The following is a 25,481-nucleotide window of genomic DNA, read 5'->3' as shown; positions in this document are numbered from 1 at the left end:
TAAACTAGGGCACACTAAGGTTTTTTGCGCAAACCGGTAAAACTGGCTGGCTCCCATTCGCGCATCGCCAGCAATACGGCGGTGCCTCGCCTTTTCTTGAGCGGGCTGCTCAAACTCTCGGTATGTAGCTCAGCCAGCTTTTGTCTGAGCTGGCGTATCTCAGCCTGAAATTTTTCAGCGGCTGCATCTGTCAACATGCCGTGTATGAAATGTTGTGATTCATATTCATGGCTAAAGGGTGCATCCAGAAAATCTGCCATGCCTGTGTCGTGGAAATACTGGCGTATGGGGCCATGTGGCAGCCAGTCAAAGTCCCTGGCGATATTTAAGCGTATGCGATTATTTGGCATCAGGCTGATCAGGCATAATTTGTCCAGACGCAAGAGTTTGCTCAGACATTCTGTTTCACTGAGTTGGTAGACGTGCAGGATTTCTTCAAATTTCCAGTGATTCAGGGCGCAAACTGCCACCAGTAACAGTTTTGTGTCAGAAACCAATTCCTTTTCCTGCGCAGGGCTCAGGTTATGGATACGGGTGTTGCTGGCATTTGCCTCCTGCGTGATCTCCATCAGGCTAAAGCCCAGAAACTGGCTGATTTGTGCCAGTCTTTCTATGCTCATATTGGCACCATTATCGGCACTCAAGAGGCGTTTTATACTGGCCTCGGACAAATCCAGGGCCACAGCCACGTCCCTGTATGTTTTACCTTGCAGCTTCAATTGCTGCTTGATGTTGTTCAATAATTGCCGGATTTCAGTCATGGTTTTGCATGCGCAAGGTTGCGGGATTTGATACTTCGATTATTGTATGTCGCTACTTTAGCAGTATTAGTTACATTATTTGCTTCCTGTCTCCACAATTACCTCTCTGTTAAAACATAGGTGGGGAAAATGAAAACTGGATTGCGTACGCTGCCTTTGTTGATTTCGGCGCTGGCTGCCCTTGCATTGTTGTTGCACGGGCCGATTGCCCAGCTCGCGCATTACCATGACTTTGCCGACCAGTCGGACTGGGTAGGGATACCTCATGCCATTGATGTGTTGACCAATCTTGGTTTTGCGATAGCGGCCATGGCTGGAGGCTGGTTTTTGGTGGAGAAATATCGCAAGGCTGATGTTGGTATCGCATTCCCCGCTTATTGCGTCTTTGCCCTCAGCATCGCTGCCACTACCGTGGGTTCCAGTTATTATCACCTGGCACCTGACGATGCGCGCCTGTTTTGGGATAGATTGCCCATTGCCTTCGCCTGTTGTAGTTTGCTGGCGGCAGTCAGGGCAGATATCCTGCCAAGCATGGATGCGCGTAAAGCCTTCATGGAGCTGGTATTGTTATTGATGGGAGCTTTGATGTCTGTGGTATGGTGGCAGCAGACAGGTGACTTGCGCCCCTATTTACTGATACAGGGTTTAACTCTGGTATTGATCCCATTATGGCAATGGATATGGAAAGCAGAACGTGCAGACCGCCTGGCATTTGGCGCAGCGATGTTTTTATACGTGATTGCAAAAATCACTGAAATGCTGGATGGTCAGATTTTGCAGCACCTCCAGTTCATGAGTGGGCACAGTCTCAAGCACTTGCTGGCAGCCCTGGCGGCAGGCCTGATAGTCTGGCGCTGGCGTGCTCAACAGGAAGTACAAACAAGAGTGCCTGTTCAAAAAATTGTAGTCCGCAGGCAAACTGCTTCATAATCAGGCTATTAATCAATTAGCCTGGGTTTGAAGCTATGTATGGATATTATGTGGATAGATAGCCACTGTCATCTCGATGCAAGTGAGTTTGGCGGCACATCGCTGGCTGTGGCAGAAGCTGCTGCGCAGGCAGGCGTGTCGGTAATCGTCGTGCCTGCCGTTCACAAAAGCAATTTTGACACTGTCATCCAGTTGGGCGAGCAGCGGCCCGATTGTTTTTATGCCCTGGGCATACATCCCATGTATGTGCCGACTTCACAAGAAGATGACTTGCTGTTCCTGCGCGAAAAAGTAAGCGAGTTGATGGCTGGCGCAGATACGCACAAAAAGCTGGTAGCCATAGGCGAAATTGGCCTCGATTATTTTGTACCTGCTCTGACCCTGAGCCCTTTGAAGGAAAAACAGGAATACTTCTATACAGAACAACTGAAGCTGGCCAGGGATTTTGATTTGCCTGTGCTGCTCCATGTAAGGCGTTCGCAAGACATTATCCTCAAACATTTGCGGCGCATCAAAGTCAGGGGGGGGATTGCGCATGCTTTTAACGGCAGTGCACAGCAGGCGCAGACCTTCATCGATATGGGTTTTAAGTTGGGCTTTGGCGGCGCCATGACTTTCACGCGTGCCTTGCAGATACGCAGGCTGGCAACTGACTTGCCCTTGTCTAGCATCGTGTTGGAAACAGATGCGCCCGATATTCCGCCAAGCTGGTTGCCTGAGGGCGCCAATACCCCAGACCAACTGCCTAAAATTGGGGCCGTGCTGGCAGAGTTGCGTCATCTGAGTCTGAATGAGGTGGCGCAAGCAACCACGGCCAATGCCATGCACGTCATGCCTCGCATGCAACGGAGGTAGTCTGTGCGGGCAGTGATGTTGGGCTTTGTATTGGGCGTCGCCATTTTGCAGCAACAGGCAGAGCTGTCAAGCTACAACTTGCTGGTACTGATGGTGGTTTCATCACTAGCCATCATTCTTTTTCTCGTTAAATATAAACCTGCACCCTGGGTACATCTGCCCACACGCTTTGCGGTCGCGGCCACATTGGGTTTTGTCTGGGCCAGCGCTTATGCACATTTTTATATGCGCGAAGAATTGCCCAAAAAATGGGAAAACCAGGATGTGATAGTAAGCGGCACCATAGATAGCCTGCCTTTTCAATTTGAACAAGGGCAAAGATTCAATTTCGCGGTAGAGCAGGTACGTGCTGATGGCGCCGGTGATTTGACCAGCATCGCGCATTGGCCATCCAAAGTTGCTTTGTCCTGGTATGGTGCTGACCGCGGTAGTGACATGCGACAAGTAGCGACAGTCCAGCCGGGTGAACGCTGGCAATTCAAGGTAAGGCTGAAGCGCCCGCATGGCAATGCCAATCCGCTCGCTGGCTTTGATTATGAAGCTTGGCTGCTGGAGCAGGGCATACGCGCCACTGGCACCGTTCGCCTTGATAAATTTGAACCGGATGCGGTTACCTATAACCGCAAGCTGGTTGATTTTGTCTGGAGTATCAACAATGTCGTGGAATACAGCCGCGCCAGATTGCGCGACCGCATCCACGCCGCCTTGCCTGGCCAACCCTATGCCGGTGTACTGGTCGCCCTAGTGGTTGGCGATCAGCGCGAAATCCCTCAATCTGACTGGACTATATTCAACCGGGTGGGCATAGGCCATCTGATCAGTATCTCAGGCTTGCACATCACCATGGTTGCAGGTCTCTTCGCTGGCATGGTGTTTTATTTCTGGCGGCGTTCCTTCTTTCTCAATCTTTCTTTACCCTTGCGCCTTCCTGCACAAAAGGCGGCGGCGTTGGCGGGTGCGCTGATGGCGCTGGTCTATGTTGCCCTGGCTGGCTTTGGGTTGCCTGCACAAAGAACGCTGATCATGCTCAGTGTGGTGGCGGTGGCGATATGGGCGGGACGCATCAGCAGTTTTTCCGCTGTATTGAGTCTGGCGCTGGGCTTGGTTGTATTGGCAGATCCGTGGGCGGTCTTGTCTGCGGGTTTTTGGTTATCCTTTGCTGCTGTCGGCGTCATCGTTTTTGCCACCGGAGGGCAAGGGCGCGTCAAGCCGCAAGAAAGTCGTGTTGCTGGCTTAATGGTTTCTTTGCGCTCGGCATCACTGATGCAATATGCAGTGACCCTGGGTATGATACCGCTGACCATGTTTTTATTTGGCCAGATATCTCTCATCAGCCCGCTGGCGAATGCAATCGCTATTCCCCTGGTCAGTTTTGTTGTCACGCCGCTTGCCTTGGTTGGCAGTATCCTGCCTGCGCCCTTGTCAGTATGGTTGCTGCAAATTGCCCATGTCTTCGTGGATTTTCTGGCACGCTTCCTGACTTACTTTAGCGCCTTGCCGTATGCCGTGTGGACTGCGCCTATCCCCTCGTTCTGGCTGTTTGCGCTTGCCATGGCTGGAGTATTGTGGCTGCTAGCCCCCAGCGCATGGCCTTTGCGCTGGCTGGGGCTGGTCTGTTGCTTGCCATTGTTATTGCAGACTTCGCAAAAGCCAGAAGAGGGAGAGTTGGCCGTGACGGCATTGGATGTGGGGCAGGGTATGGCTTTATTGCTGGAGACCTCGCATCACAGATTACTGTATGACAGCGGCCCCGGTTTGGGGCCAGATTCAGATAGCGGCAGCCGGGTGATTTTGCCGTATCTGCATGCAAGGGGCATCAATGAGCTTGATGCCATGATGATTTCTCATAATGATAATGACCATTCTGGTGGGGCCTTAAGCATACTCAAGCATTTGCCTGTAGGCCTTTTAAGTACGTCCCTGAGTCTTGATAGTCCCATCGTTCAAACTGCACAGCAGCACAGGCGGTGTGTAGGTGGACAATTCTGGGATTGGGACGGCGTACATTTTGAAGTCTTGCAACCCGGCACAGCCAGTTATGAAAGTACGAAATGGAAACCGAATGCCCGTAGCTGTGTATTAAAGGTCTCCACCACACTGCATTCCATCTTGCTGGCGGGTGACATAGAGGCCATACAGGAAGATGAGTTGGTCAATGCCATACCGCAAAAACTCAAGGCAAATGTCTTGCTGGCACCGCATCACGGTAGCGGTACATCATCTACCGAGCCTTTCCTGAAAGTTGTGAAGCCAGAGCTGGCAATTTTCCAGGTAGGCTACCTGAACCGCTACCATCATCCCAAGCCAGAAGTTTTCCAGCGCTATGCTGATTTTGGAATAAAACGTCTAAGAACAGATGAATCGGGTGCAATCAGCATACAATTTGGCGCATCATTGAAAACTTCACAATTCAGACAGGAAAACGCGCGTTACTGGTTTGACCGGTAATGCTATGCCCTTTTTATGAACGAGACTACCGTAAAACCCATCATCCATTTTGTCCATGGCAATAGTTTTCCGTCCGGGACATATCGCGTGTTTCTCGATCATTTGCGATCCTCCTATGATGTCCATGTCACTGATATGGTCGGCCACAATCCGGCATATCCTGTGACAGATGGCTGGCGTAATCTGGTGCAAGAATTGATAGACACTTTGCAGGCAAGTTATCAGCAACCCGTGATATTGCTCGGCCATTCACTGGGCGGCATTTTGTCCCTGATGGCTGCCAGGGCCAGGCCAGACCTGGTGCGTGGGGTGGTGGTACTGGATTCGCCTGTAGTGTCTGGTTGGCGGGCGATGTTGTTACGACTGTTTAAAGCACTTGGCCTCGACAAAAAATTTTCACCTGCGCGCTTTTCAGAAAGGCGGCGGCATCTCTGGAAAAACGAAGAAGTAGCTTATCAGCACTTTGCCTCCAAGGAGATGTTTGCAATCTGGCCGCCAGAAGTCTTGCGTGACTATATGAGGTCCGGCCTTAAACCGCACCCGGAGGGTGTTACCTTGCGCTTTACCCGCGAAGTGGAAACGGCCATCTACCGTACCCTGCCGGATGGTTTGGGCAGATTGAACAGACGGCCGCCCAATGTGCCAGTTGGTTTTGTTGGTGGTACTGAATCCATAGAATGCCGGCAAGCTGGCCCAAAAGCGACAAAGAAATTAATGGGCGATAATTACGTGCTTATTCTAGGTGGACATCTGATTCCCATGGAAGTGCCTGAGCAAACTGCCGCTGCCGTGCTGGCAATGCTGGAACGCATGAAGCTAAGTGCAACATAAGCTTCCTATAAACTTTATCTCGACATCTACATGAATCAAATCAAGCCTGTATTGAAATTTTCCGCTTCACTGGCAGCGGTGTTCTTCACGGTGAGTGTCTTTGCCCAAGAGACCTTGCCATCCTGGAATGAGTTCACGCAGGTGCGCCAGACCGGCAAGGCGACCTGGCAAGTGGATATCGATAATGACAGCCTGCTGTTCAGGAAAGAGGATGGCTTTTACACCAGCGGTAATAGAATAGGGCAGAGCTTTACTAAGGCCGATGCCACACAGGCCCTGACTTATGGTTGGCGATGGGGACAGGAATTGTACACCGCATCTGATATCAAGCTGACTCCAAATCAGATTGCCAAAATTGACCACCCTTATGCTGGCTGGTTGTTTGCGGGCGTGTATCGTGAAAAGAATGAAGCCAATGGCAGCAGCCAGCGCCTGGGTCTGGATATCGGATGCCTGGGTCCTTGCGCCGGAGGCGAGTGGACGCAGACGCACTTGCACAGATTATTAAAGCAGCCCTTGCCACAAGGTTGGAGTACGCAGTTGCGCAACGAATGGGGTGCGGTTCTGTCAGGTGAATATTCACCTGGCCGTATCGCGGCTATATCCAATGTGGATATAGCCCCGCGTCTGAAAGGACGTTTTGGCAATATCTTCACGGATGCCAGCGCAGAGTTGATGATACGTGCTGGCAGCCTGAATGCGTTGCCTGAGCAACGGGCCAGCTATGGCTTCTTGCGTACCGAGCTTAAGGCTGTTGCCTACAATGCAAGTATCCAGGGCGGCTACTTTAATGATCAGGCTACTGCAGTCAAACCCAAAAGTCTGGTTGGTGAGTTTGAGATAGGCTATTTATGGCGCGGTGAAAACTATGGCGCATCAGCATCCTTTATACGTCGCAGCAATGAAATCAAGGAATTAAGCAATGGCCAGGGCGCGCAGAATTTTGCAAGATTGCAATTTATTTATGCAATGTAAGTCTGCCTGTTCCTGAAATTTCACGGTAATTGCGAGCGGGAATTCTCGCACATCATGGCTTAGTGATGTATAATTCGAATTTCCCGCTTGTGCCGTTCGGCACCTTCTGCAATGACTAAGTTTGTATTCGTTACGGGGGGCGTAGTCTCCTCTTTAGGCAAGGGTATTGCCGCTGCCTCTCTCGCTGCGATCCTTGAATCGCGCGGTCTCAAAGTCACTATGCTCAAACTTGATCCCTACATCAATGTGGATCCAGGTACCATGAGCCCATTCCAGCATGGCGAAGTTTTCGTGACCGATGACGGTGCTGAAACTGATCTGGATCTGGGTCACTATGAGCGCTTCATCACAGCCAAAATGAAAAAGGTGAATAATTTCACCACTGGCCAGATCTATGAATCCGTTATCCGCAAAGAACGCCGCGGCGAATACCTGGGCAAGACTGTGCAAGTTATTCCGCACATCACTAATGAAATTCAGGAATTCATCCACCGTGGCGCAGCAGGTGCTGACGTTGCCCTGGTTGAAATCGGTGGCACGGTCGGCGATATCGAATCCCTGCCTTTCCTTGAAGCTGCCCGTCAACTGAGTTTGCGCGCTGGCCGCAATGCGGCTGCTTTCGTACATCTAACGCTGGTGCCTTATGTTGCCGCTGCCGGCGAATTGAAGACCAAGCCTACCCAGCACAGCGTACAAAAACTGCGTGAAATCGGTATTTTCCCGGATGCTTTATTGTGCCGTGCTGACCGTCCTATCCCTGATGATGAGCGCGCCAAGATTTCCCTGTTCGCCAATGTGGCTGAAGAAGCAGTGATCTCTGTATGGGATGCCGATACCATCTATAAGATTCCACAGATGTTGCACGATCAGGGCTTGGATAAAATCGTTTGCGATAAACTCGGCTTGTCACCAAAACCAGCTGATCTGGCCATGTGGGACAAATTGATCTATGCGCTCGAAAATCCGAAAGAAGAAGTCACTATCGGTATGGTCGGTAAATATGTCGATCTGACAGAGTCGTATAAATCTTTGACAGAAGCCTTGCGTCATGCCGGTATACACACTGAGAGCCGTGTGAATATTGAGTACGTTGACTCTGAAGAAATTGAAGCGCACGGTACCAAGTCGCTGGAAAAATACGATGCCATCCTGGTACCAGGTGGTTTCGGCAAGCGCGGCGTAGAAGGCAAGATTCTCGCTGCCCGTTATGCGCGTGAAAACAAAATCCCTTACTTGGGCATTTGCCTGGGTATGCAAGTTGCCCTGATCGAATATGCGCGTAACAAGGCAGGCCTCACCATGGCAAACTCGACAGAGTTTGATGCAGAGACAGAACAGCCAGTGGTTGCCCTGATCAATGAATGGCAAAACCATGACGGTAAAGTTGAGACTCGGGATGAAAATTCTGACCTCGGCGGCACCATGCGCCTGGGAGCGCAAACTTGTGCGGTTATTTCTGGCACGCTGGCGTCAGAGATTTATGGCAATGTCGTGACTGAGCGTCATCGTCATCGCTATGAAGCCAATAACCATTATCTGGGCCGTGTCGAGGCAGCTGGTTTGATCGTGTCTGCCCGTACACCGACAGAAGATTTGTGCGAAATCATGGAGCTGTCGCGTGATGTGCATCCTTGGTATCTGGGTGTGCAATATCACCCTGAGTTCAAATCGACACCGCGTGACGGCCATCCTTTGTTTATCTCTTTCGCCAGGGCGGCGATAGCGCATAAAAATGCGCAAGAAGCTAACAAGGCATGAGATTGTACGGATTTAATGCAGGCCTGAACCAGCCTGGATTTTTGATTGCTGGTTTGCTTGTTATTAATAAATCCTGCTAAATCCTAATTAAAAAGGCGAGCCACTATGCGGTTCGCCTTTTTCGCAAAACGGTACTGAGTTGCCTGAAAGAATGTTGTTGCTGTGCTTGAGCTGAGCGATGAAAAGCATTGCACATGAAGCGCAGGATTCCGGAAATCCGCTTTTGCTTGATTTGTCCTGTAGTGAAACAGGTTTTTTTGCTTACCAGCGCAAAAAAGCGGCAAGAATAAAGTTTTGTTCAGTTCGTCGAACCAGAGTAATGGAGTATTATCTGCACCATTATTTTGAAGTAGCAAATTCATTACTGCTTTATTTATCTGTGACCAAGCCATATCAGAGGCCCGCAGATGCAGACGCAAGTCAGATTCGTTTTATTTTGTTCGATATTTTGATTGTTTAGGAGAATTGAATGAGTGCCATCGTTGATATTATCGGTCGTGAAATCCTGGATTCGCGCGGTAACCCAACTGTTGAATGTGATGTCTTGCTAGAATCTGGTGTCATGGGCCGTGCTGCTGTACCTTCAGGCGCATCCACTGGTTCCCGCGAAGCGATAGAGCTGCGCGATGGTGACAAGTCGCGCTATCTGGGTAAGGGCGTCTTGAAAGCCTGCGAACACATTAATACCGAAATCGCAGAAGCCATCATGGGTCTGGATGCGAATGAACAGGCATTTCTTGACCGTACCCTGATCGATCTGGACGGCACTGAAAACAAGAGCCGCCTGGGTGCAAATGCCATGCTGGCTGTGTCCATGGCTGTTGCCAAAGCTGCTGCTGAAGAAGCAGGCTTGCCACTGTACCGCTATTTTGGCGGCTCAGGCGCGATGCAATTGCCTGTGCCTATGATGAACGTCATCAATGGTGGTGCACATGCTGACAATAATCTGGATATTCAAGAATTCATGATCATCCCGGTTGGTGCCCCATCATTCCGTGAAGCAGTCCGCTACGGTGCAGAAGTATTCCACGCCCTGAAAAAGATATTGCATGACAAAGGTTTGACAACAGCAGTTGGTGATGAGGGTGGTTTTGCGCCTTCCGTAGATAACCACGAAGCTGCCATCAAACTGATTATCCAGGCGATAGAAGCTGCTGGCTACGAGCCAGGCACCCAAATCGCCCTGGGCCTGGATTGCGCAGCCAGCGAATTCTACAAAGACGGCAAATATCACCTCGAAGGTGAAGGCCTGACCTTATCTTCTGCTGACTTTACCAATCTGCTGGCAACGTGGGTAGATAAATATCCTATCATCTCCATCGAAGATGGCATGGCTGAAGGCGATTGGGACGGTTGGGCTATCCTGACTGAAAAACTGGGCAAGAAAGTCCAGATCGTCGGCGATGACTTGTTCGTCACGAATACCAAGATACTGAAAGAAGGCATACAAAAAGGTATCGCTAACTCCATCCTGATCAAGATCAACCAGATCGGTACCCTGACAGAAACTTTTGCAGCCATAGAAATGGCAAAACGTGCAGGTTATACCGCCGTGATTTCCCATCGTTCTGGTGAAACAGAAGACAGCACTATTGCTGATATCGCGGTTGGTACTAATGCCCTACAAATCAAGACCGGCTCTTTGTCGCGTTCTGACCGTATGGCAAAATACAACCAATTGCTGCGTATTGAAGAAGATTTAGGTGAAATTGCCAGCTATCCTGGTCGCGACGCCTTTTATAATCTGAAGTAATCTGGTATCGTGCAAATAAAAAGGGGAACGGGGTTCCCCTTTTTCTTGTAGTTCTGCTTTTGGAAACAGATTGGTTTTATTTTTATTTTTTTGCTTTAATTATCCGTGCGTTTGATAGCTCTTTCCTTTGTTGCCCTGCTGATGTTGATCCAATACCCGCTGTGGTTGGGTAAGGGGGGCTGGTTGCGTGTCTGGGAGTTGGACAGGCAGGTAGCGCAGGTAAAAGGAAATAACGAAAAATTAAAAGAACGCAATGGCAAACTAGAATCCGAAGTTCAGGATTTAAAAAATGGTACAGACGCGGTGGAAGAGCGCGCCCGCTTTGAGCTGGGCATGATCAAGAAAAACGAAATCTTCGTACAAATTCTGGATGCCAATTCCCCTGCATCGACAACTACAGGGGCAGTGCTACCCGCGCAAGCTAAGCCTTAGTTAATAACTGAGCAGTTTATACACCTACATATTTCTGCCAGGTTTTGGGTGACTGCGTCAGGCTTTCGCTATTGCCATGCCAGACTATCTTGCCGCGCTCCATGATGCTGTGCTGGTCGGCAAGGGGTATTAGCTTCTCTACATATTTATCGATGACCAGCGTGGTTTGCCCCTGGTCACGTAGCTTTCTCAGACAAGCCCAGATTTCTTCGCGCACCAGTGGTGACAAGCCTTCTGTTGCTTCATCAAGTATCAACAAATGCGGATTGGTCATCAAGGCGCGTGAGATGGCCAGCATTTGCTGTTCGCCGCCAGATAGCTGGTTGCCCATATTGCCAGCCCGTTCTTCCAGACGCGGAAAAAGCTGGTAAATCTCTTTCAGGCTCCATGGTGTCTTGCTTTGATTGCGATTGGCAGCAAAGGCGATGAGGTTTTCCTTGACGGTGAGGTTAGGGAAAATCTGTCTGCCTTCCGGCACCAGGGCTATGCCCATCCTGGCGATTTTATCCGTCGTCATTTTTTCTATGCGCTGGCCCATGAAGCTGATATGGCCTTTATGTGCTGGTGTCAGTCCCAGTATCGAGCGCAAGGTCGTGGTCTTGCCAGCGCCATTACGCCCCAGCAGGCTGGCGACTTCACCCTGGCGTATCTGCAGGTCTATACCAAACAAGACCTGGCTGTGGCCATAGGCAGTAGCGATATGCCCGACTTCCAGTATGGTCTTCATGCGACGTCCTTGAGTGCGATATCCATTTCATCACCTAGATAGGCTTTCTTGACTTCAGGGTTCTGGCGTATCTGCTCTGCGGTGCCGGTAGCGATGATGGAGCCTGCTACCAAAACAGAAATACGGTCAGCCAGTTTGAAGACGGCGTCCATATCATGTTCAATCAAGATCACAGCGGCCTTGCCACGCAGGGCGGCGATCAGTTCCACCATCTTGCCTGATTCTTCATGCCCCGTACCTGCCATGGGTTCATCCAGCAAGAGCAGTTTTGGTTTCGTCGCCAGCGTTAATCCGAGTTCCAGTTGGCGTTGCTCGCCATGTGCAAGTTCACAGGCTTTGCTATTGCAGTGCTCTGCTAATCCTATGTCGCTGGCGAGTTGCCGGGCTTGCTCAAAAAGTGCCTGTTCATCTACGGCCTTGCGCCAGAAACGCATACTGCTGCCTGAGCGCACCTGTATTGCCAGGCTCAGGTTTTCGATGACAGTATATGACTGGAAGATATTTGTGATCTGGTAAGAACGTGCCAATCCAAGCTTGACGCGTTCATGCATGCTGAGTGCGGTGACATCGACGTCATTGAAAATGATCTTCCCTTGGTTTGGCGCAGTGGCGCCGGATATCTGATGTATCAGCGTCGTCTTGCCTGCGCCATTCGGGCCTATGATGGCGTGAATCTCGCCAGGTAATACATTTAGGCTGAGATTGTTGGTTGCGAGCAGACCGCCATAGCGTTTGACCAGACCTTTTAACTGTAAAACGCTCATGACTGATCCCCTTGCGGCTTTTTGATAGACATAAATTTTTGTGGCAAGCTGGCGAGGCCATTTGGTAAGAACATGACGACCAGCAGCAGGATAATGCCAAGATAAAGTTGCCAGTGTATAGTGTAGCCGGACAGAATTTCTTCCAGCATCAGCATGACCACGGCACCCAGGATGCCGCCTGACAGATAGCCTACACCACCGAGTATCACCATGACCATCAGGCTGCCCGATTGCGTCCAGTGCAGCAGGTTAGGGCTAACCAGCATGTTCTGGTTTGCCAGTAAAGCACCAGCCATGCTGGCGACGCTGCCAGCAATCGCAAAGCACAACAGCTTATAACGAAACACCGGGTAACCTATGGCTTCCATACGGGTTTCATTTTCCTTGATGGCTTGTATCACGCGTCCAAAGCGCGAGTTGATCAGCCGGTAAAGTACAAAAAGAAATGCAGTACAGATGGCCAGCACCAGATAATAAAAATTGCTGTCATTTGCCATATCCAGACCAGTGACTGAACGTTGCGCCAGGCTCAATCCATCGTCACCGCCATAATTTTTCAATGATACAAACAGGAAGTACAGCATCTGTGCGAATGCCAGCGTGATCATGATGAAATACACGCCGCGCGTTCTGAGTGAGATGCTGCCTATTGCCAGTGCCAGCAAAAAGCCAGTCAGCATCGCCGCTGGCCAACTGATCCATGCGGACATTACGCCATGCTGCATCAGTATGCCAACCACATAGGCACCACAACCAAAGAAGGCTGCATGTCCCAGGCTGATCATGCCGCCAAAGCCAAGTATCAGGTTCAGGCTGCTGGCCACCAAAGCAAAAATCATCAACCGGCTTAACAAGCCTATATAAAATTCCTGGGCGAAGTAGGTAGCCAGCAAAGGGAAGACAATCAGCAGACACAAGGTGCCTATGCTGGACTTGCGCGATATGCTGTGATGTAGGCTGCTCTGCATAATTACTCCCTTAGCCGCGTGCAGGGAACAGGCCCTGGGGTTTGTAAAACAACACGGCTGCCATCAATACATAAATCAGTATCGACGACAGGGCTGGGCCAAGATTGGCTGCCATCTCCAGCGGCATTAACAGCTTCAGCGCACCGGGCAGCAAGGTTTTGCTCAGGGTATCGACCAGACCTACCAGCAAGGCACCTACCAGAGCCCCCCGTATCGAGCCTATGCCACCAATAACAATGACCACAAACGCAAGTATCAGGATGCTTTCACCCATACCCACTTGTACCGCCAGTATGGAGCCTAGCAAGGCACCGGCAATGGCGCAAAGCGCTGCGCCAAAGGCAAACAGCAGCGTAAACACCAGCTTGATATTGATGCCCATGGTGATCGCCATTTCGCGGTTCGATGCACCAGCCCGTACCAGCATGCCTATGCGAGTTTTGGTGACAACAAAATACAGCAGGCCAGCGACCGCCAGCCCAGTGCCGATAATGAATAGACGGAAGGATGAATAAAAGAAACCGGGCAGTAATTCCACCGGTTGCGCCAGCTGCGGTGGAATATTCAGCATCAGCGGTTGCGCACCCCAGATCATGCGCGCACCCTCGTTAAAAATCAGTATCAAGGCAAAAGTTGCCAGTACATGGGACAAATGATCGCGCTGGTATAAATGCCGTAAGACCACTACTTCCAGTATCACGCCCAGCAGTGCGGTCGCCATCACAGCAGCCAGCAAGCCCAGCCAGAAGGAACCTGTCATGCCCGTAAAGCTGGCGGCGAAATAAGCGCCTGCCATATACAGGGAACCATGTGCCAGGTTGATGAAATCCATGATGCCAAAGATCAGCGTAAGACCAGCTGCCAGCAGGAAAAGCATAAGGCCAAATTGCAAGCCGTTTAAACCGTGCTCCAAGAGTAACGTGATATTCATCCCCTGATCCCTACATGCTAATGGTGGTACAGATGTGAAATTACTTTAGGCCTAAAATATACTATAAGCGAGTCGTTTGAAAATATTTTCTTTGAGAAAAACTCAGTTTTGATGCAAAAAAACACTTTACCTAAAAATAGTTTAGGTTTAAAGTAGTTTGGTGTTTTCGGGGTTGCTGTATCTACATTGTGTACCAAAGCCGGAGAAGAAATGAATTCAACTGTGCTACCAGAGTCTGCCCATCTGGATACCTTTGCTTTTGATCACTTGCCGCCACGCGAGCAATGGCCGGAACTGATTTTTTCTTTGCCTGAGTTGCAATACTCTGAACGCCTGAATTGTGTCGCCGACCTGCTCGACAAGATGTGTGCAACTGGTCATGCAGACAGCATTGCGATCCGCAGCCAGACCGAAAGCTGGACTTATTCTCATTTGCTGGCTACCGTCAATCGTATATCCCACGTCTTGCTCGAAGACATGCATTTGCAGCCTGGTAACAGGGTATTGTTACGTGGCGCTAATAATCCGATGATGGCTGCCAGTGTACTGGCTGTCATCAAGGCCGGTTGTATCGCTGTTCCCACGATGCCATTGTTGCGCGCCAAGGAATTGGGCGTAATCGCAAACAAGGCTGAAATTGCCGCTGCACTCTGCTCAGAAAATCTGCGCGAGGAGATGGAGTTGGCGGTGCAGGCCAATCCCATATTGACGCAGGTTATCTATTTCAATCATCAGGGTGATGATGCCCTGGAAGCACTCATGGCTGGCAAGTCAACTGAATTTGCCGCTGTCGATACCTTGGCCGAAGATGTCTGTCTCATCAGCTTTACTTCTGGCACGACCGGCATGCCCAAGGGCACCATGCATTTTCACAGGGATGTGCTGGCGATCTGCGATTGCTTCCCACGCTCTACCTTGCGGTCTGCGCAAAGCGATATTTTCATAGGCACACCGCCGTTGGCATTCACATTTGGCCTGGGCGGTTTGCTGCTGTTTCCCTTGCGCGTGGGTGCAACTGCGGTACTACTGGAAAAACTGACACCGGAATCCTTGCTGAAAGCCATAGACGAATTCAAGGCCACAGTCTGTTTTACCGCGCCTACCTTTTATCGCCAGATGGCCACGCAGGCAAAGAATTTTGATTTATCCAGCCTCAAGAAAACCGTTTCTGCCGGTGAGGCGCTACCTGCTGCAACCCGTGAGGCCTGGCGTCAGGCGACTGGCCTGGTCATGATAGATGGCATAGGTGCGACAGAGATGTTGCATATCTTTATTTCTGCCGCAGGTGATGAGGCGCGGGCAGGGGCCACCGGCAAACCTATACCAGGCTACCAGGCATGCATCTTCGATGAGCACGGCGATATGGCTGCCCCTGGTGTGGTTGGCCGCCTGGCAGTCAAAGGACCGACAGGTTGCCGTTACTTGGCAGATGACAGGCAAAAAAACTATGTACACCAGGGCTGGAACCTGACAGGTGATGCCTATGAAATGGATGCCGACGGTTACTTCTGGTACCGCGCCCGCACCGACGACATGATTATTTCTGCTGGCTACAATATCGCCGGACCAGAGGTGGAAGAAGCTTTACTGAAGCATCCCGCGGTCTCTGAATGCGCAGTCATCGGCCTGGCTGATGAAGAGCGCGGTCAGATCGTCAAGGCCTTTGTAGTATTGAAAGACTATGCGCAGGCATCAGTAGAGTTGAGCAAGGAAATCCAGGATTTCGTCAAGAATAGTATTGCTCCCTACAAGTACCCGCGTGCCATAGAATTCATGACAGGTTTACCGAGAACTGAAACCGGCAAACTGCAGCGCTATAAATTGCGTACACCTGCTGCCAGTTAGATAATAAGTATCAGATATAAAAGATTCGCCTATGCCCACTAACCCGAAGGAGACGCCCGTGAAAAAGACCTTGCAGTGTTTGTTGTTGTCCAGTATTGCCGCGGCCAATACGAATTGTGCTTTCGCTGCGGACAAAGTCAAAGTAGGCATGGTCACTACCTTGTCTGGTGCGGGCGCTGGCCTTGGTGTTGATATACGCGATGGTTTTTCCCTGGCGATGAAGCACCTGGACAATAAATTCGGCAATTTGCCAGTCGAGGTTATCACTGGTGATGATCAGCAAAATCCTGACGCCACCAAGCAACTGGTGGATAAGCTCATCAAAAAAGACAAGGTCGATTTGATGACAGGCATTGTGTTTTCCAATTTGATGCTGGCGGTGGGACCAACGATTTTTGGTGCCAAAGTGCATTACATCAGTGCCAATGCTGGCCCGTCTCAATATGCTGGTGAGCAGTGTAATCCTTACTTCTTCAATGTGGCCTGGCAAAACGATAGCTTGCATGAAGCGGTGGGCAAGCAAGTCAATGACAAGGGTTTTAAAAATGTCGCTCTGGTGGCACCTAATTATCCGGCAGGCAAAGACGCGTTAACGGGTTTTAAGCGCTATTACAAGGGCAAGGTTGCTGAAGAAATTTATACCAAACTGGGACAGCTTGATTATGCAACTGAACTGGCGCAGATACGTGGTCTGAAACCGGATGCCGTGTATATCTTCCTGCCAGGTGGCATGGGCATCAATTTCATCAAGCAGTTTGTGGATGCCGGTTTATCCAAGAGTACTCAACTCTTTGGACCAGGCTTCTCTGCCGATGAAGACATCATCAAGGCAGTAGGCGCACCCATGTTGGGCATGTTCAATGCAGCGCAGTGGGGGCATGATATGGATAATCCACAAAACAAGCGTTTTGTGACGGATTTCCAGAAAGAATATGGCCGCCTGCCATCATTGTATGCATCGCAGGGCTATGACGCTGCCATGTTGATGGATAGTGCCGTGCGCGGTGTCAAAGGCAAGATAGAAGACAAGGATGCCCTCGGTAAAGCCATCAAGGCCGCCAACTTCAAATCTGTACGTGGCGACTTCAAGTTCAACAGCAATCATTATCCTGTGCAAAATTATTATGCGCGCCTCATCAGTAAGGATGCTCAGGGAAGAGTGACCAATAAAACATTGAGTGCTGTATTTACCAATCATCCTGATGCCTATGTCGCCTCTTGCAAAATGCAATAAGACAGTGATTGATCAGGTAAAAAATTAATTTTCAAGGTATTTTAATGAACATCCTATGCATAGGCGGTGGTCCGGCTGGCCTGTACTTTAGCCTGCTGATGAAAAAGCAAAACCCGGCGCACCATATCACCATCATCGAACGCAATCGCGCTTACGATACCTTTGGTTGGGGCGTGGTGTTTTCAGACCAGACCCTGGGTAACCTGGTGAATGCGGATGAACAGACAGCCCGTTCCATCTTGCAGTCTTTTAATCACTGGGATGATATTGACACGCATTTCAAGGGCCAGGTTGTCACTTCTGGTGGTCACGGTTTTTGCGGAATAGGCCGCAAGCGTTTGCTGAATATCCTGCAAGAACGTTGCGAGGAGCTGGATGTCAAGCTGGTTTTTGAAACCGATGTAACAGACGACCAGGCACTGGCGCTGGAATATGACGCTGACCTCGTCATCGCCTGCGATGGTTTAAACAGCCGCGTGCGCACCCGCTATGAGCAAAGCTACCAACCTGATATCGATACGCGCAAATGCCGCTTTGTCTGGCTGGGTACCAAAAAACTGTTCTCAGCATTTACCTTTGCCTTTGAAGAAACCGAGCATGGCTGGTTTCAGGCACATGCCTACCAATACGATGGCGATACGGCGACCTTTATCGTCGAGACGCCGGAAGAGACCTGGCTCAAGGCTGGCATAGATAAAATGAGCCAGGAAGAGGCCGTAGCATTTTGTGAAAACCTGTTCGCCAAATACCTTGATGGCAATGCCTTGATGTCGAATGCCACGCATTTGCGCGGCTCCGCCAACTGGATCAAGTTCCCGCGCATTATCTGCAAGAACTGGGTGCACTGGAACCAGCTAAATAATAAGCGGGTACCTGTAGTCTTGATGGGGGACGCTGCCCATACCGCACACTTTTCCATAGGCTCAGGTACCAAGCTGGCTTTGGAAGATGCCATAGAACTGGCACGCAGTTTTGAGAGGCATGGCGAGCAGGGTATGGATGCCGTGCTGGAAGCCTATCAGGACTTGCGTTCCATAGAAGTCTTGAAGATACAAAGTGCGGCCCGCAATTCCATGGAATGGTTTGAAAACGTTGAGCGCTATACCGCTATGGAAGCGCCACAGTTTGCCTATTCCATGTTGACACGCAGCCAGCGTCTGTCGCATGAAAACCTGCGGGTAAGAGATGCGGCCTATGTTCGTAGCTTCGAGCACTGGATAGCAGAGCAGGCGTATGCCAGGGCAGGCTTGCCAGTGCCCAAAACAAAAACAGCGATTCCACCCATGCTGACGCCGTACAAGCTGCGCGACGTGGTATTGAAAAACCGCATCATCGTCTCCCCCATGGCGCAATACTCAGCGGTCGATGGCGTGGCTGGCGATTATCATCTCGTGCACCTGGGTAGCCGGGCCATGGGCGGTGCAGGACTGGTGTTTGCCGAGATGACTTGCGTCTCTGCCGATGCTCGCATCACGCCAGCTTGCCCTGGCTTGTATGGACCTGAGCATACGCAAGCCTGGAAGCGTATCGTCGATTTTGTTCATGCCAATACCGATGCAAAGATTGCCGTGCAGCTCGGCCATGCTGGTGCCAAAGGCTCGACTTGCGTAGCTTGGGAGGGTACTGATCAACCACTTAAAGAAGGTAACTGGCCAGTGGTATCAGCGTCTGAACAGCAATACCTGCCTGGCATTTCGCAAATGGCGCGCGCGGCCACGGCGGCAGATATGCAGCGTATACAAGATGATTTTGTACAGGCGACGAGGGCAGCAGCAGAAGCAGGATTTGACTGGCTGGAACTGCATTGCGCTCACGGTTACCTTTTATCAAGCTTCATTTCGCCACTGACCAATCAGCGTGAAGATGCATATGGTGGTTCGCTGGAAAATCGTTGCCGTTATCCACTGGAGGTGTTTGCCGCCATACGTGCTGTCTGGCCTGCTGATAAACCCATCTCAGTGCGTATCTCAGCGCATGACTGGGTAGAGGGCGGCATTACTCCCGACGATGCAGTCGCCATCGCCATGCTGTTCAAGGCAGCGGGTGCCGACATGATAGATTGTTCATCCGGTCAGGTCAGCAAGCAGGAAAAACCTGTCTATGGCCGCATGTTCCAGACCCCCTTTGCTGACCGCATACGCAATGAGGCACAGATACCCACCATCGCAGTCGGTGCGATTTTTGAAGCCGATCATGCAAACAGCATTATCGCCGCTGGTCGTGCTGACCTGTGCGCCATCGCCAGACCACACCTGGCTGACCCAGCCTGGACTTTGCATGAAGCAGCCAAACTGGGTTTCAATGATATGCCCTGGCCCAAGCAATATGTCGCGGGAAAGATGCAACTGGAACGCAATCTCGAACGTGATCGACAAGTCGCAGCAGCCAGCGCTGGCCTGACACCACAACAAGTTGCCGCCAAGTTGCTGGAAGGATGAGCATGACAGCCTATCCAGGGAAATTGCAAGGCAGGCATGCGCTGGTTACTGGCGGTGGCAAAGGTATAGGGTTGGCGATATCACGAGCCTTGCTCAGCGAAGGTGCGACTGTGACGCTGGCAGGGCGTAACGAAGCAAGCTTGCAGGAAGCTGTGGCGTCCTTGGCCAATGCCAAAGTGCAGTATGTAGTCATCGATGTCAGTGATGTGGAGTCGGCACAAGCAGCTTTTCAATTATCGCAAGCCAGAAATGGACGTATCGATATCCTCATCAACAATGCAGGGCAGGCCAGCTCCGCTTCTTTCCTGAAAACCGATGTACAACTATGGCAAAGCATGCTTGATGTGAACCTGAACGGCAGTTTCATTTGCATGAAACAGGCTTTGCCCGCCATGCTGGACGCAGGTTGGGGACGTATCGTCAATGTGGTCAGTACCGCAGGCCTGAAAGGCTACGCTTATGTCTCTGCCTACTGTGCTGCTAAGCATGGTGTGATTGGCCTGACGCGCGCAGTGGCGCTCGAAGTCGCTGCCAAAGGCGTGACCGTGAATGCGGTTTGTCCTGGTTATACCGAAACCGATATCGTCAAGGATGCAATCGCCAATATTGTCGCCAAAACTGGCCGTACTGAAGAACAGGCGAAGACTGAACTGGCCGCTGGCAATCCGCAAAAGCGGCTGATACAACCGCAAGAAGTCGCAGATGCGGTGTTGTGGTTATGCATGGATGGCGCATCGGCGATGAATGGACAATCCATTGCCGTGGCTGGTGGCGAAGTAATGTGACGAAATCTGAAGAGCAGAGAAATCCAGTATGAAAGAAGACAGCAATCCCGTATTCGACATGGAAACCCGCCTGACGCAGGATGATCACCAGTCCTTGCGCCTGTGGTTACGCATGCTGTCTTGTACCGTGATGATAGAAGGCGAAATTCGCAGTCGTTTGCGTAGCGAATTCGGCATTACTTTGCCGCGCTTTGATCTGATGGCACAGCTTGAACGGCATCCAGAAGGCTTGCGTATGGGTGAGTTATCCAAGCGCATGATGGTCACCGGCGGCAACATAACCGGTATTACTGATCAACTGGAGCAAGAAAAACTGGTGACCCGCGTCGCTGATCTCAAAGACCGGCGTGCTTACAGTGTCAAGCTGACGCCTGCTGGCCGTCGTGCTTTCAAACGCATGGCTTCTGTTCATGAGGAATGGATAGCGGATATGTTTTCCGGTTTGCAAACAGAGCAGAAAAGCAAATTATTTGAATTATTGTCGCAAGTAAAGACTCATTTGCATGAGCCCAGCGCTGACAACAACCCTGAGCAGGAACAAATTATATGAAATACCTACCCGGACAACCCCAGGATTTACCTGGCAATCGCGAGCAACTGGCACACTATGCAGCACAGCATTTCACCTATGAAGTAGATGCTGGTGTTGCCACTATCACCCTGAGCCGGCCAGAGCGCAAAAACCCGCTGACTTTTGATTCTTATGCCGAGTTGCGTGACCTTTTCCGCACTTTGTCTTATGGCGATGATGTCAAGGCCATCGTCATCACCGGTGCTGGTGAGAACTTTTGTTCGGGTGGCGATGTGCATGAAATCATCGGCCCCTTGACTAAGCTCGATATGCCAGGTTTGTTGAGCTTTACCCGCATGACAGGTGATCTCGTCAAAGCCATGCGCGCCTGCCCGCAGCCGATTATTGCGGCGATTGACGGTGTTTGCGCTGGGGCAGGTGCCATACTGGCGCTGGCTTCCGATATTCGCATAGGCACAGCACGTAGTAAGACTGCCTTCCTGTTCACCCGTGTTGGTCTGGCAGGTTGCGATATGGGTGCCTGTTCCATCCTGCCACGCATCATAGGGCAGGGGCGGGCTTCGGATTTGCTATATACCGGACGCTCGATGTCAGGTGAAGAAGCTGAGCGCTGGGGCTTTTTCAATCGTCTGACGGCGGCAGAGAATGTACTGGCAGAAGCACAAACCTATGCAAAAAATCTGGCCGAAGGACCGAACTTTGCTCATGGTATGACCAAGAAAATGCTGCAGCAAGAGTGGAATATGGGCGTCGACGAAGCCATAGAAGCAGAAGCGCAAGCCCAGGCCATATGCATGATGACCAATGATTTTCATCGTGCCTACCATGCCTTCGTTGCCAAACAAAAACCGGTTTTTGAAGGGGATTGAGCATGACACATATCATGCCTGACACCAGTTACCTAGACTGGCCCTTCTTTGATGATAAACACCGTGAGTTGCAACGCACGCTGGATGCCTGGTCTGCTGAAAACCTGCCCGATCATCATGCAGCTGATGTCGATCAGGCTTGCCGCGACCTCGTCAAGCAACTGGGTGCGGCTGGCTGGCTCAGGAATGCCGTAGGTGGCAGTGCCTTTGGTGGTAACGCTGACGTTATCGACACCCGCGCCATTTGCCTGATACGCGAAACCCTGGCCCGTCATTCCGGCCTGGCAGATTTTGCCTTTGCCATGCAAGGGCTGGGTTCAGGCGCGATCAGCCTGCATGGTACGGTAGTACAAAAGCAAAATTATCTGAGTAAGGTCGCCAAAGGTGAGGTGATTGCTGCTTTTGCTTTGTCAGAGCCTGAAGCTGGTTCTGATGTGGCGGCCATGCAATGTGCAGCAGAATTTGTCGATGACGCTGGCGGCGGTCACTATGTCTTGAATGGTGAAAAAACCTGGATTTCCAATGGTGGTATTGCCGACTTCTATGTATTGTTCGCACGCACTGGTGAAGCGCCAGGTGCCCGTGGCATAACGGCCTTTATCGTCGATGCTGGTCTGCCTGGTGTTGAGATTGCCGAGCGTATTGATGTGATAGCCCCGCATCCACTGGCGCGCCTGAAGTTCAGTAATTGCCGCATCCCTGCAACGCAGCGGCTTGGTCAGGCAGGGCAGGGTTTCAAGGTGGCGATGGCGACGCTGGATATCTTCCGTACATCCGTCGCTGGTGCTGCACTTGGTTTTGCCCGCCGCGCCATGGATGAAGCCATGCACAGAGTAACGACACGCAAGATGTTTGGCCAGACCCTGGCAGATTTTCAGTTGACCCAGGCCAAGCTTGCGCAGATGGCTACTACCATAGACAGCTCTGCCTTGCTGATTTACCGAGCTGCCTGGCAAAGAGACCAGGGCAGAAAAGTCACCAAGGAAGCTGCCATGGCGAAACTAATTGCGACTGAAGGCGCGCAGCAAGTGATAGATGCAGCGGTGCAGATGTTTGGCGGCCTGGGTGTCGTCAGTGAAGTACCAGTAGAGCGCCTGTATCGTGAAATCCGTTCTCTCCGAATTTATGAAGGGGCGACGGAAGTGCAGCAACTAATCATAGGCCGTGAATTGCTGAAAGAGTTTGCCGCATCATGAGCAATAATTATGATTTTTGAGGCTGAATTACCGATACGCTTTGCCCATTGCGACCCGGCAGGCATCGTGTTTTATCCGCGCTATTTTGAAATGATGAACGGTGTGGTGGAAGACTGGTGCGCGCAAGGTCTGGCTTGCGGTTTTCATGAAATGCATGTTGTACGCGGCATAGGTCTGCCGACCGTGCATCTCGAAACCGATTTCATCAAACCGGCAGAACTGGGTGAAAGCTTGCTGGCAGAATTAGTTGTGACGAAACTGGGTAAGACTTCAGTCGAACTGGAAATTTGCTTTAGCGGACCGCAACAGGATATGCGCCTGAAAGCGAAGTTGGTGCTGGTTATGATGGATTTGGACATGCGCAAGGCGGTAGCCATACCTGATGAACTGCGTACCGCCATGCTGAAGTATTGCAATATATAAGATAGATATAATGGACATTTCAGACTTCAGGGGCTGAATAGTCATCAATGAAAGGATAGATGATGGACATTTTGCAACCTCCTGGCTGGGCCAGACCACGAGGCTATTCAAATGGCATTTCTGCCACTGGCCGCACTGTGTGCGTTAGTGGCATGGTGGGCTGGGATGCGCAATGCACCTTTCAGACGGATGATTTTGCAGGTCAGGTAAGACAGGCCTTGCAAAACATCGTTGAAGTATTGACAGAGGCAAATGCCAAACCCGAGCATATCGTGCGTATGACCTGGTATGTCATCGATAAAAAAGAATACGTTGGTGCCTACAGAGAAGTGGGCGAAGCTTACCGCGACATCATAGGCCGCCATTACCCAACCATGACTGCCGTGCAGGTGGCAGGTTTGATAGAAGACAGAGCCAGGGTGGAGATAGAAGTCACCGCCATTGTGCCGGAGTAAATATGAAAAACAGTATTGCGGTTGTTGGTATTGTTGGCGCCGGTGCCATGGGGCGCGGCATTGCTCAGATTGCGGCGCAGGCAGGTTTTACCGTGCTCTTGTTTGATGTGCAGGCAGATGCCGCAAGCAAAGCCAGCCAGCTCATTGCCGAGCAATGGCAAAAGATGCTGAGCAAGGAAAAACTCAGCGCAGAACAATATCAGTGTGCTGTGGAAAACCTGCAAGTCGTCAATAGCATGCAGGAACTGGCCAAATGTGATCTGGTGGTAGAGGCGATTGTTGAAAGGCTGGATGTCAAACGAGGTTTGTTCCAGCAATTGGATGGCATAGTCAGTGATGCCTGCATATTGGCGACCAATACTTCTTCCCTGTCGGTCACTGCTATTGCGGCTGGTACAAAAATACCTGAGCGCGTTGCAGGTCTGCATTTCTTTAATCCAGTGCCCTTGATGAAGGTGGTTGAGGTCATTGATGGTTTACTGACCGATGCTGCGGTTGCTGAGCAGCTCATGGCATTTTCCACGCAAACCGGGCATTTGCCGGTGCGTGCCAAGGATACACCAGGCTTTATCGTCAACCACGCAGGTCGTGGTTATGGCACGGAAGCCCTGCGAATATTGCAAGAAAATGTCGCCAGCTTCCGCCAGATCGACCAGATCATGCGTGAGGCGGCAGGTTTCAAGCTGGGGCCGTTTGAATTGCTGGATTTGACAGGGTTGGACGTGTCGCATCCGGTCATGGAAGCGATTTATCATCAATATTATGAAGAGCCACGCTATCGCCCCAGCGTCATCACTGCGCAGCGCGTGCATGCGGGTGTGCTGGGCCGCAAGACCGGACGAGGGTTTTATTCTTATAACGGCAATCAGGATGTGCCGCTGGTTCCTGAGCAGCAGTCTGCCTGGGCTGGGCCAGTATGGGTCAGCCAGGAAAATGCAGACGCGGTGCCAACACTGTTGGCGCTGTTGGAGCGTTGTGGCGCTATAGTCGAAAATGGTAGACAGCCATCTGCCAAGGCACTGTGCATAGTCAGCCCATACGGCGAAGATGTCAGCACCTGTGTAGCAAGAGCTGGGCTCAATGCCAGTCGCACCCTGGGCATCGATGCACTGACTGCTTGTCAAGGACATCTGAGCCTGATGATGAATCCCGCTACAGATGCAAAACTGGCAGCACAATGCCAGTCCTTGCTGCAAAAAAGCGGGCAGGGCGTCAGCCTGATACAGGATAGCGCCGGTTTCGTGGTTCAACGCATATTGGCGACCATCATCAATATCGCTAGCGACATAGCCCAGCAAGGTATTTGCAACCCACAAGACCTGGACAAGGCAGTGGTATTAGGCCTTGCTTATCCAGCGGGACCGTTGGCTTGGGGCGACAAACTCGGCACTTCGCGTATACTATTGGTTTTGCGGAACTTGTATGCCAGCACTGGCGACCCGCGCTATCGCCCCAGCCCCTGGCTGGTACGCAGGGCGCAACTGGGTTTGTCCTTGCTGCATTTGCCGAGTCAGGCAAGTACTTAAGACTGTATAAAACATGACATGTCACTTCTTGTTGTGGGAAAGTGG

Annotated in this window: 24 protein-coding genes; 19 read left to right on the top strand and 5 right to left on the bottom strand. The window is 51.1% G+C overall.

Annotation, left to right across the window (positions count from 1 at the left end; genetic code table 11):
• Positions 1 to 14: 14 nt before the first annotated feature.
• Positions 15 to 761, bottom strand: coding sequence for a transcriptional regulator (locus ACO0LG_RS11910; protein WP_423026506.1), 747 nt, complete (start codon positions 759 to 761; stop codon positions 15 to 17).
• A gap of 129 nt (positions 762 to 890) precedes the next feature.
• On the opposite strand from ACO0LG_RS11910, the gene ACO0LG_RS11905 reads away from it, so the two are divergent.
• The 9 genes from ACO0LG_RS11905 (at position 891) to ftsB (ending at position 10,743) form a co-directional block, all read left to right on the top strand.
• Positions 891 to 1,691, top strand: a complete 801-nt coding sequence (locus ACO0LG_RS11905) for a hypothetical protein (RefSeq protein ID WP_423026504.1) — start codon at positions 891 to 893, stop codon at positions 1,689 to 1,691.
• Positions 1,692 to 1,739: 48 nt separating this feature from the next.
• Positions 1,740 to 2,546, top strand: a complete 807-nt coding sequence (locus tag ACO0LG_RS11900) for a TatD family hydrolase (RefSeq protein WP_423026590.1) — start codon at positions 1,740 to 1,742, stop codon at positions 2,544 to 2,546.
• A gap of 3 nt (positions 2,547 to 2,549) precedes the next feature.
• Positions 2,550 to 4,994, top strand: a complete 2,445-nt coding sequence (locus ACO0LG_RS11895; RefSeq protein ID WP_423026502.1) for a DNA internalization-related competence protein ComEC/Rec2 — start codon at positions 2,550 to 2,552, stop codon at positions 4,992 to 4,994.
• A gap of 15 nt (positions 4,995 to 5,009) precedes the next feature.
• Positions 5,010 to 5,825 (top strand): alpha/beta fold hydrolase, encoded by an 816-nt coding sequence (locus ACO0LG_RS11890; protein WP_423026500.1) that lies wholly within the window; start codon positions 5,010 to 5,012, stop codon positions 5,823 to 5,825.
• A 30-nt stretch (positions 5,826 to 5,855) separates the two neighbouring features.
• Positions 5,856 to 6,800: a lipid A deacylase LpxR family protein gene (locus ACO0LG_RS11885; RefSeq protein WP_423026498.1), complete on the top strand. Its 945-nt coding sequence runs from the start codon at positions 5,856 to 5,858 to the stop codon at positions 6,798 to 6,800.
• A 111-nt stretch (positions 6,801 to 6,911) separates the two neighbouring features.
• Positions 6,912 to 8,558, top strand: a complete 1,647-nt coding sequence (locus ACO0LG_RS11880; RefSeq protein ID WP_423026496.1) for a CTP synthase — start codon at positions 6,912 to 6,914, stop codon at positions 8,556 to 8,558.
• A gap of 178 nt (positions 8,559 to 8,736) precedes the next feature.
• Positions 8,737 to 9,018 carry a hypothetical protein gene (locus ACO0LG_RS11875; protein WP_423026494.1) on the top strand — a complete coding sequence of 94 codons (282 nt, stop codon included), beginning with the start codon at positions 8,737 to 8,739 and terminating at the stop codon, positions 9,016 to 9,018.
• A gap of 9 nt (positions 9,019 to 9,027) precedes the next feature.
• Positions 9,028 to 10,311 carry a phosphopyruvate hydratase gene (gene eno, locus ACO0LG_RS11870; protein WP_423026492.1) on the top strand — a complete coding sequence of 428 codons (1,284 nt, stop codon included), beginning with the start codon at positions 9,028 to 9,030 and terminating at the stop codon, positions 10,309 to 10,311.
• Positions 10,312 to 10,416: 105 nt separating this feature from the next.
• Positions 10,417 to 10,743, top strand: a complete 327-nt coding sequence (gene ftsB, locus ACO0LG_RS11865) for a cell division protein FtsB (protein WP_423026490.1) — start codon at positions 10,417 to 10,419, stop codon at positions 10,741 to 10,743.
• 16 nt (positions 10,744 to 10,759) lie between these two features.
• Here ftsB and ACO0LG_RS11860 read toward each other — a convergent pair whose 3' ends face one another.
• Genes ACO0LG_RS11860 through ACO0LG_RS11845 form a run of 4 tightly spaced genes read right to left on the bottom strand, consistent with a single transcriptional unit; the run spans position 10,760 to position 14,133 of the window.
• Positions 10,760 to 11,470: an ABC transporter ATP-binding protein gene (locus ACO0LG_RS11860; protein WP_423026488.1), complete on the bottom strand. Its 711-nt coding sequence runs from the start codon at positions 11,468 to 11,470 to the stop codon at positions 10,760 to 10,762.
• Positions 11,467 to 12,234, bottom strand: a complete 768-nt coding sequence (locus tag ACO0LG_RS11855; RefSeq protein WP_423026486.1) for an ABC transporter ATP-binding protein — start codon at positions 12,232 to 12,234, stop codon at positions 11,467 to 11,469. Before ACO0LG_RS11855 ends, ACO0LG_RS11860 begins: the two co-directional genes overlap by 4 nt.
• On the bottom strand, positions 12,231 to 13,202 hold the full coding sequence (locus tag ACO0LG_RS11850) for a branched-chain amino acid ABC transporter permease (RefSeq protein WP_423026484.1): 972 nt from the start codon (positions 13,200 to 13,202) through the stop codon (positions 12,231 to 12,233). The genes ACO0LG_RS11855 and ACO0LG_RS11850 overlap by 4 nt, the downstream gene beginning before the upstream one ends.
• 10 nt (positions 13,203 to 13,212) lie before the next feature.
• On the bottom strand, positions 13,213 to 14,133 hold the full coding sequence (locus tag ACO0LG_RS11845) for a branched-chain amino acid ABC transporter permease (RefSeq protein WP_423026482.1): 921 nt from the start codon (positions 14,131 to 14,133) through the stop codon (positions 13,213 to 13,215).
• A 210-nt stretch (positions 14,134 to 14,343) separates the two neighbouring features.
• On the opposite strand from ACO0LG_RS11845, the gene ACO0LG_RS11840 reads away from it, so the two are divergent.
• The 10 genes from ACO0LG_RS11840 (at position 14,344) to ACO0LG_RS11795 (ending at position 25,436) form a co-directional block, all read left to right on the top strand.
• A complete protein-coding gene (locus ACO0LG_RS11840) occupies positions 14,344 to 15,978 on the top strand; it encodes an AMP-binding protein (RefSeq protein WP_423026480.1) in 1,635 nt (544 codons plus the stop codon).
• 58 nt (positions 15,979 to 16,036) lie between these two features.
• Positions 16,037 to 17,212: an ABC transporter substrate-binding protein gene (locus tag ACO0LG_RS11835; protein ID WP_423026478.1), complete on the top strand. Its 1,176-nt coding sequence runs from the start codon at positions 16,037 to 16,039 to the stop codon at positions 17,210 to 17,212.
• A gap of 44 nt (positions 17,213 to 17,256) precedes the next feature.
• Positions 17,257 to 19,650: a bifunctional salicylyl-CoA 5-hydroxylase/oxidoreductase gene (locus ACO0LG_RS11830; protein ID WP_423026476.1), complete on the top strand. Its 2,394-nt coding sequence runs from the start codon at positions 17,257 to 17,259 to the stop codon at positions 19,648 to 19,650.
• Positions 19,651 to 19,652: 2 nt separating this feature from the next.
• Positions 19,653 to 20,435, top strand: coding sequence for an SDR family NAD(P)-dependent oxidoreductase (locus ACO0LG_RS11825; protein ID WP_423026474.1), 783 nt, complete (start codon positions 19,653 to 19,655; stop codon positions 20,433 to 20,435).
• 28 nt (positions 20,436 to 20,463) lie between these two features.
• On the top strand, positions 20,464 to 20,985 hold the full coding sequence (locus ACO0LG_RS11820) for a MarR family winged helix-turn-helix transcriptional regulator (protein WP_423026472.1): 522 nt from the start codon (positions 20,464 to 20,466) through the stop codon (positions 20,983 to 20,985).
• Positions 20,982 to 21,836 carry an enoyl-CoA hydratase family protein gene (locus ACO0LG_RS11815; RefSeq protein WP_423026470.1) on the top strand — a complete coding sequence of 285 codons (855 nt, stop codon included), beginning with the start codon at positions 20,982 to 20,984 and terminating at the stop codon, positions 21,834 to 21,836. The genes ACO0LG_RS11820 and ACO0LG_RS11815 overlap by 4 nt, the downstream gene beginning before the upstream one ends.
• Before the next feature lie 14 nt (positions 21,837 to 21,850).
• A complete protein-coding gene (locus ACO0LG_RS11810) occupies positions 21,851 to 23,032 on the top strand; it encodes an acyl-CoA dehydrogenase family protein (RefSeq protein WP_423026588.1) in 1,182 nt (393 codons plus the stop codon).
• Between the two features lie 9 nt (positions 23,033 to 23,041).
• Entirely contained in the window at positions 23,042 to 23,455 is a 414-nt protein-coding gene (locus ACO0LG_RS11805; RefSeq protein ID WP_423026468.1) for an acyl-CoA thioesterase, read from the top strand.
• Between the two features lie 62 nt (positions 23,456 to 23,517).
• Positions 23,518 to 23,910 carry a RidA family protein gene (locus ACO0LG_RS11800; RefSeq protein ID WP_423026466.1) on the top strand — a complete coding sequence of 131 codons (393 nt, stop codon included), beginning with the start codon at positions 23,518 to 23,520 and terminating at the stop codon, positions 23,908 to 23,910.
• A 2-nt stretch (positions 23,911 to 23,912) separates the two neighbouring features.
• Positions 23,913 to 25,436, top strand: a complete 1,524-nt coding sequence (locus ACO0LG_RS11795; RefSeq protein WP_423026464.1) for a 3-hydroxyacyl-CoA dehydrogenase — start codon at positions 23,913 to 23,915, stop codon at positions 25,434 to 25,436.
• Positions 25,437 to 25,481: the final 45 nt, after the last annotated feature.

It is taken from the genome of Undibacterium sp. Ji42W (genome assembly GCF_049340405.1).
Classification (GTDB): domain Bacteria; phylum Pseudomonadota; class Gammaproteobacteria; order Burkholderiales; family Burkholderiaceae_D; genus Undibacterium.
The sequence above is the reverse complement of the archived record's forward strand: the minus strand, read 5'-3'. Positions and strand labels throughout refer to the sequence as shown.

Coding starts and splice junctions, on each gene's coding strand:
- ACO0LG_RS11910 (WP_423026506.1), bottom strand. CDS start 761: ATGACTGAAATCCGGCAATTATTGAACAACATCAAGCAGCAATTGAAG.
- ACO0LG_RS11905 (WP_423026504.1), top strand. CDS start 891: ATGAAAACTGGATTGCGTACGCTGCCTTTGTTGATTTCGGCGCTGGCT.
- ACO0LG_RS11900 (WP_423026590.1), top strand. CDS start 1,740: ATGTGGATAGATAGCCACTGTCATCTCGATGCAAGTGAGTTTGGCGGC.
- ACO0LG_RS11890 (WP_423026500.1), top strand. CDS start 5,010: ATGAACGAGACTACCGTAAAACCCATCATCCATTTTGTCCATGGCAAT.
- ACO0LG_RS11885 (WP_423026498.1), top strand. CDS start 5,856: ATGAATCAAATCAAGCCTGTATTGAAATTTTCCGCTTCACTGGCAGCG.
- ACO0LG_RS11880 (WP_423026496.1), top strand. CDS start 6,912: ATGACTAAGTTTGTATTCGTTACGGGGGGCGTAGTCTCCTCTTTAGGC.
- ACO0LG_RS11875 (WP_423026494.1), top strand. CDS start 8,737: ATGAAAAGCATTGCACATGAAGCGCAGGATTCCGGAAATCCGCTTTTG.
- eno (WP_423026492.1), top strand. CDS start 9,028: ATGAGTGCCATCGTTGATATTATCGGTCGTGAAATCCTGGATTCGCGC.
- ACO0LG_RS11860 (WP_423026488.1), bottom strand. CDS start 11,470: ATGAAGACCATACTGGAAGTCGGGCATATCGCTACTGCCTATGGCCAC.
- ACO0LG_RS11855 (WP_423026486.1), bottom strand. CDS start 12,234: ATGAGCGTTTTACAGTTAAAAGGTCTGGTCAAACGCTATGGCGGTCTG.
- ACO0LG_RS11850 (WP_423026484.1), bottom strand. CDS start 13,202: ATGCAGAGCAGCCTACATCACAGCATATCGCGCAAGTCCAGCATAGGC.
- ACO0LG_RS11845 (WP_423026482.1), bottom strand. CDS start 14,133: ATGAATATCACGTTACTCTTGGAGCACGGTTTAAACGGCTTGCAATTT.
- ACO0LG_RS11840 (WP_423026480.1), top strand. CDS start 14,344: ATGAATTCAACTGTGCTACCAGAGTCTGCCCATCTGGATACCTTTGCT.
- ACO0LG_RS11830 (WP_423026476.1), top strand. CDS start 17,257: ATGAACATCCTATGCATAGGCGGTGGTCCGGCTGGCCTGTACTTTAGC.
- ACO0LG_RS11825 (WP_423026474.1), top strand. CDS start 19,653: ATGACAGCCTATCCAGGGAAATTGCAAGGCAGGCATGCGCTGGTTACT.
- ACO0LG_RS11820 (WP_423026472.1), top strand. CDS start 20,464: ATGAAAGAAGACAGCAATCCCGTATTCGACATGGAAACCCGCCTGACG.
- ACO0LG_RS11815 (WP_423026470.1), top strand. CDS start 20,982: ATGAAATACCTACCCGGACAACCCCAGGATTTACCTGGCAATCGCGAG.
- ACO0LG_RS11810 (WP_423026588.1), top strand. CDS start 21,851: ATGCCTGACACCAGTTACCTAGACTGGCCCTTCTTTGATGATAAACAC.
- ACO0LG_RS11805 (WP_423026468.1), top strand. CDS start 23,042: ATGATTTTTGAGGCTGAATTACCGATACGCTTTGCCCATTGCGACCCG.
- ACO0LG_RS11800 (WP_423026466.1), top strand. CDS start 23,518: ATGGACATTTTGCAACCTCCTGGCTGGGCCAGACCACGAGGCTATTCA.
- ACO0LG_RS11795 (WP_423026464.1), top strand. CDS start 23,913: ATGAAAAACAGTATTGCGGTTGTTGGTATTGTTGGCGCCGGTGCCATG.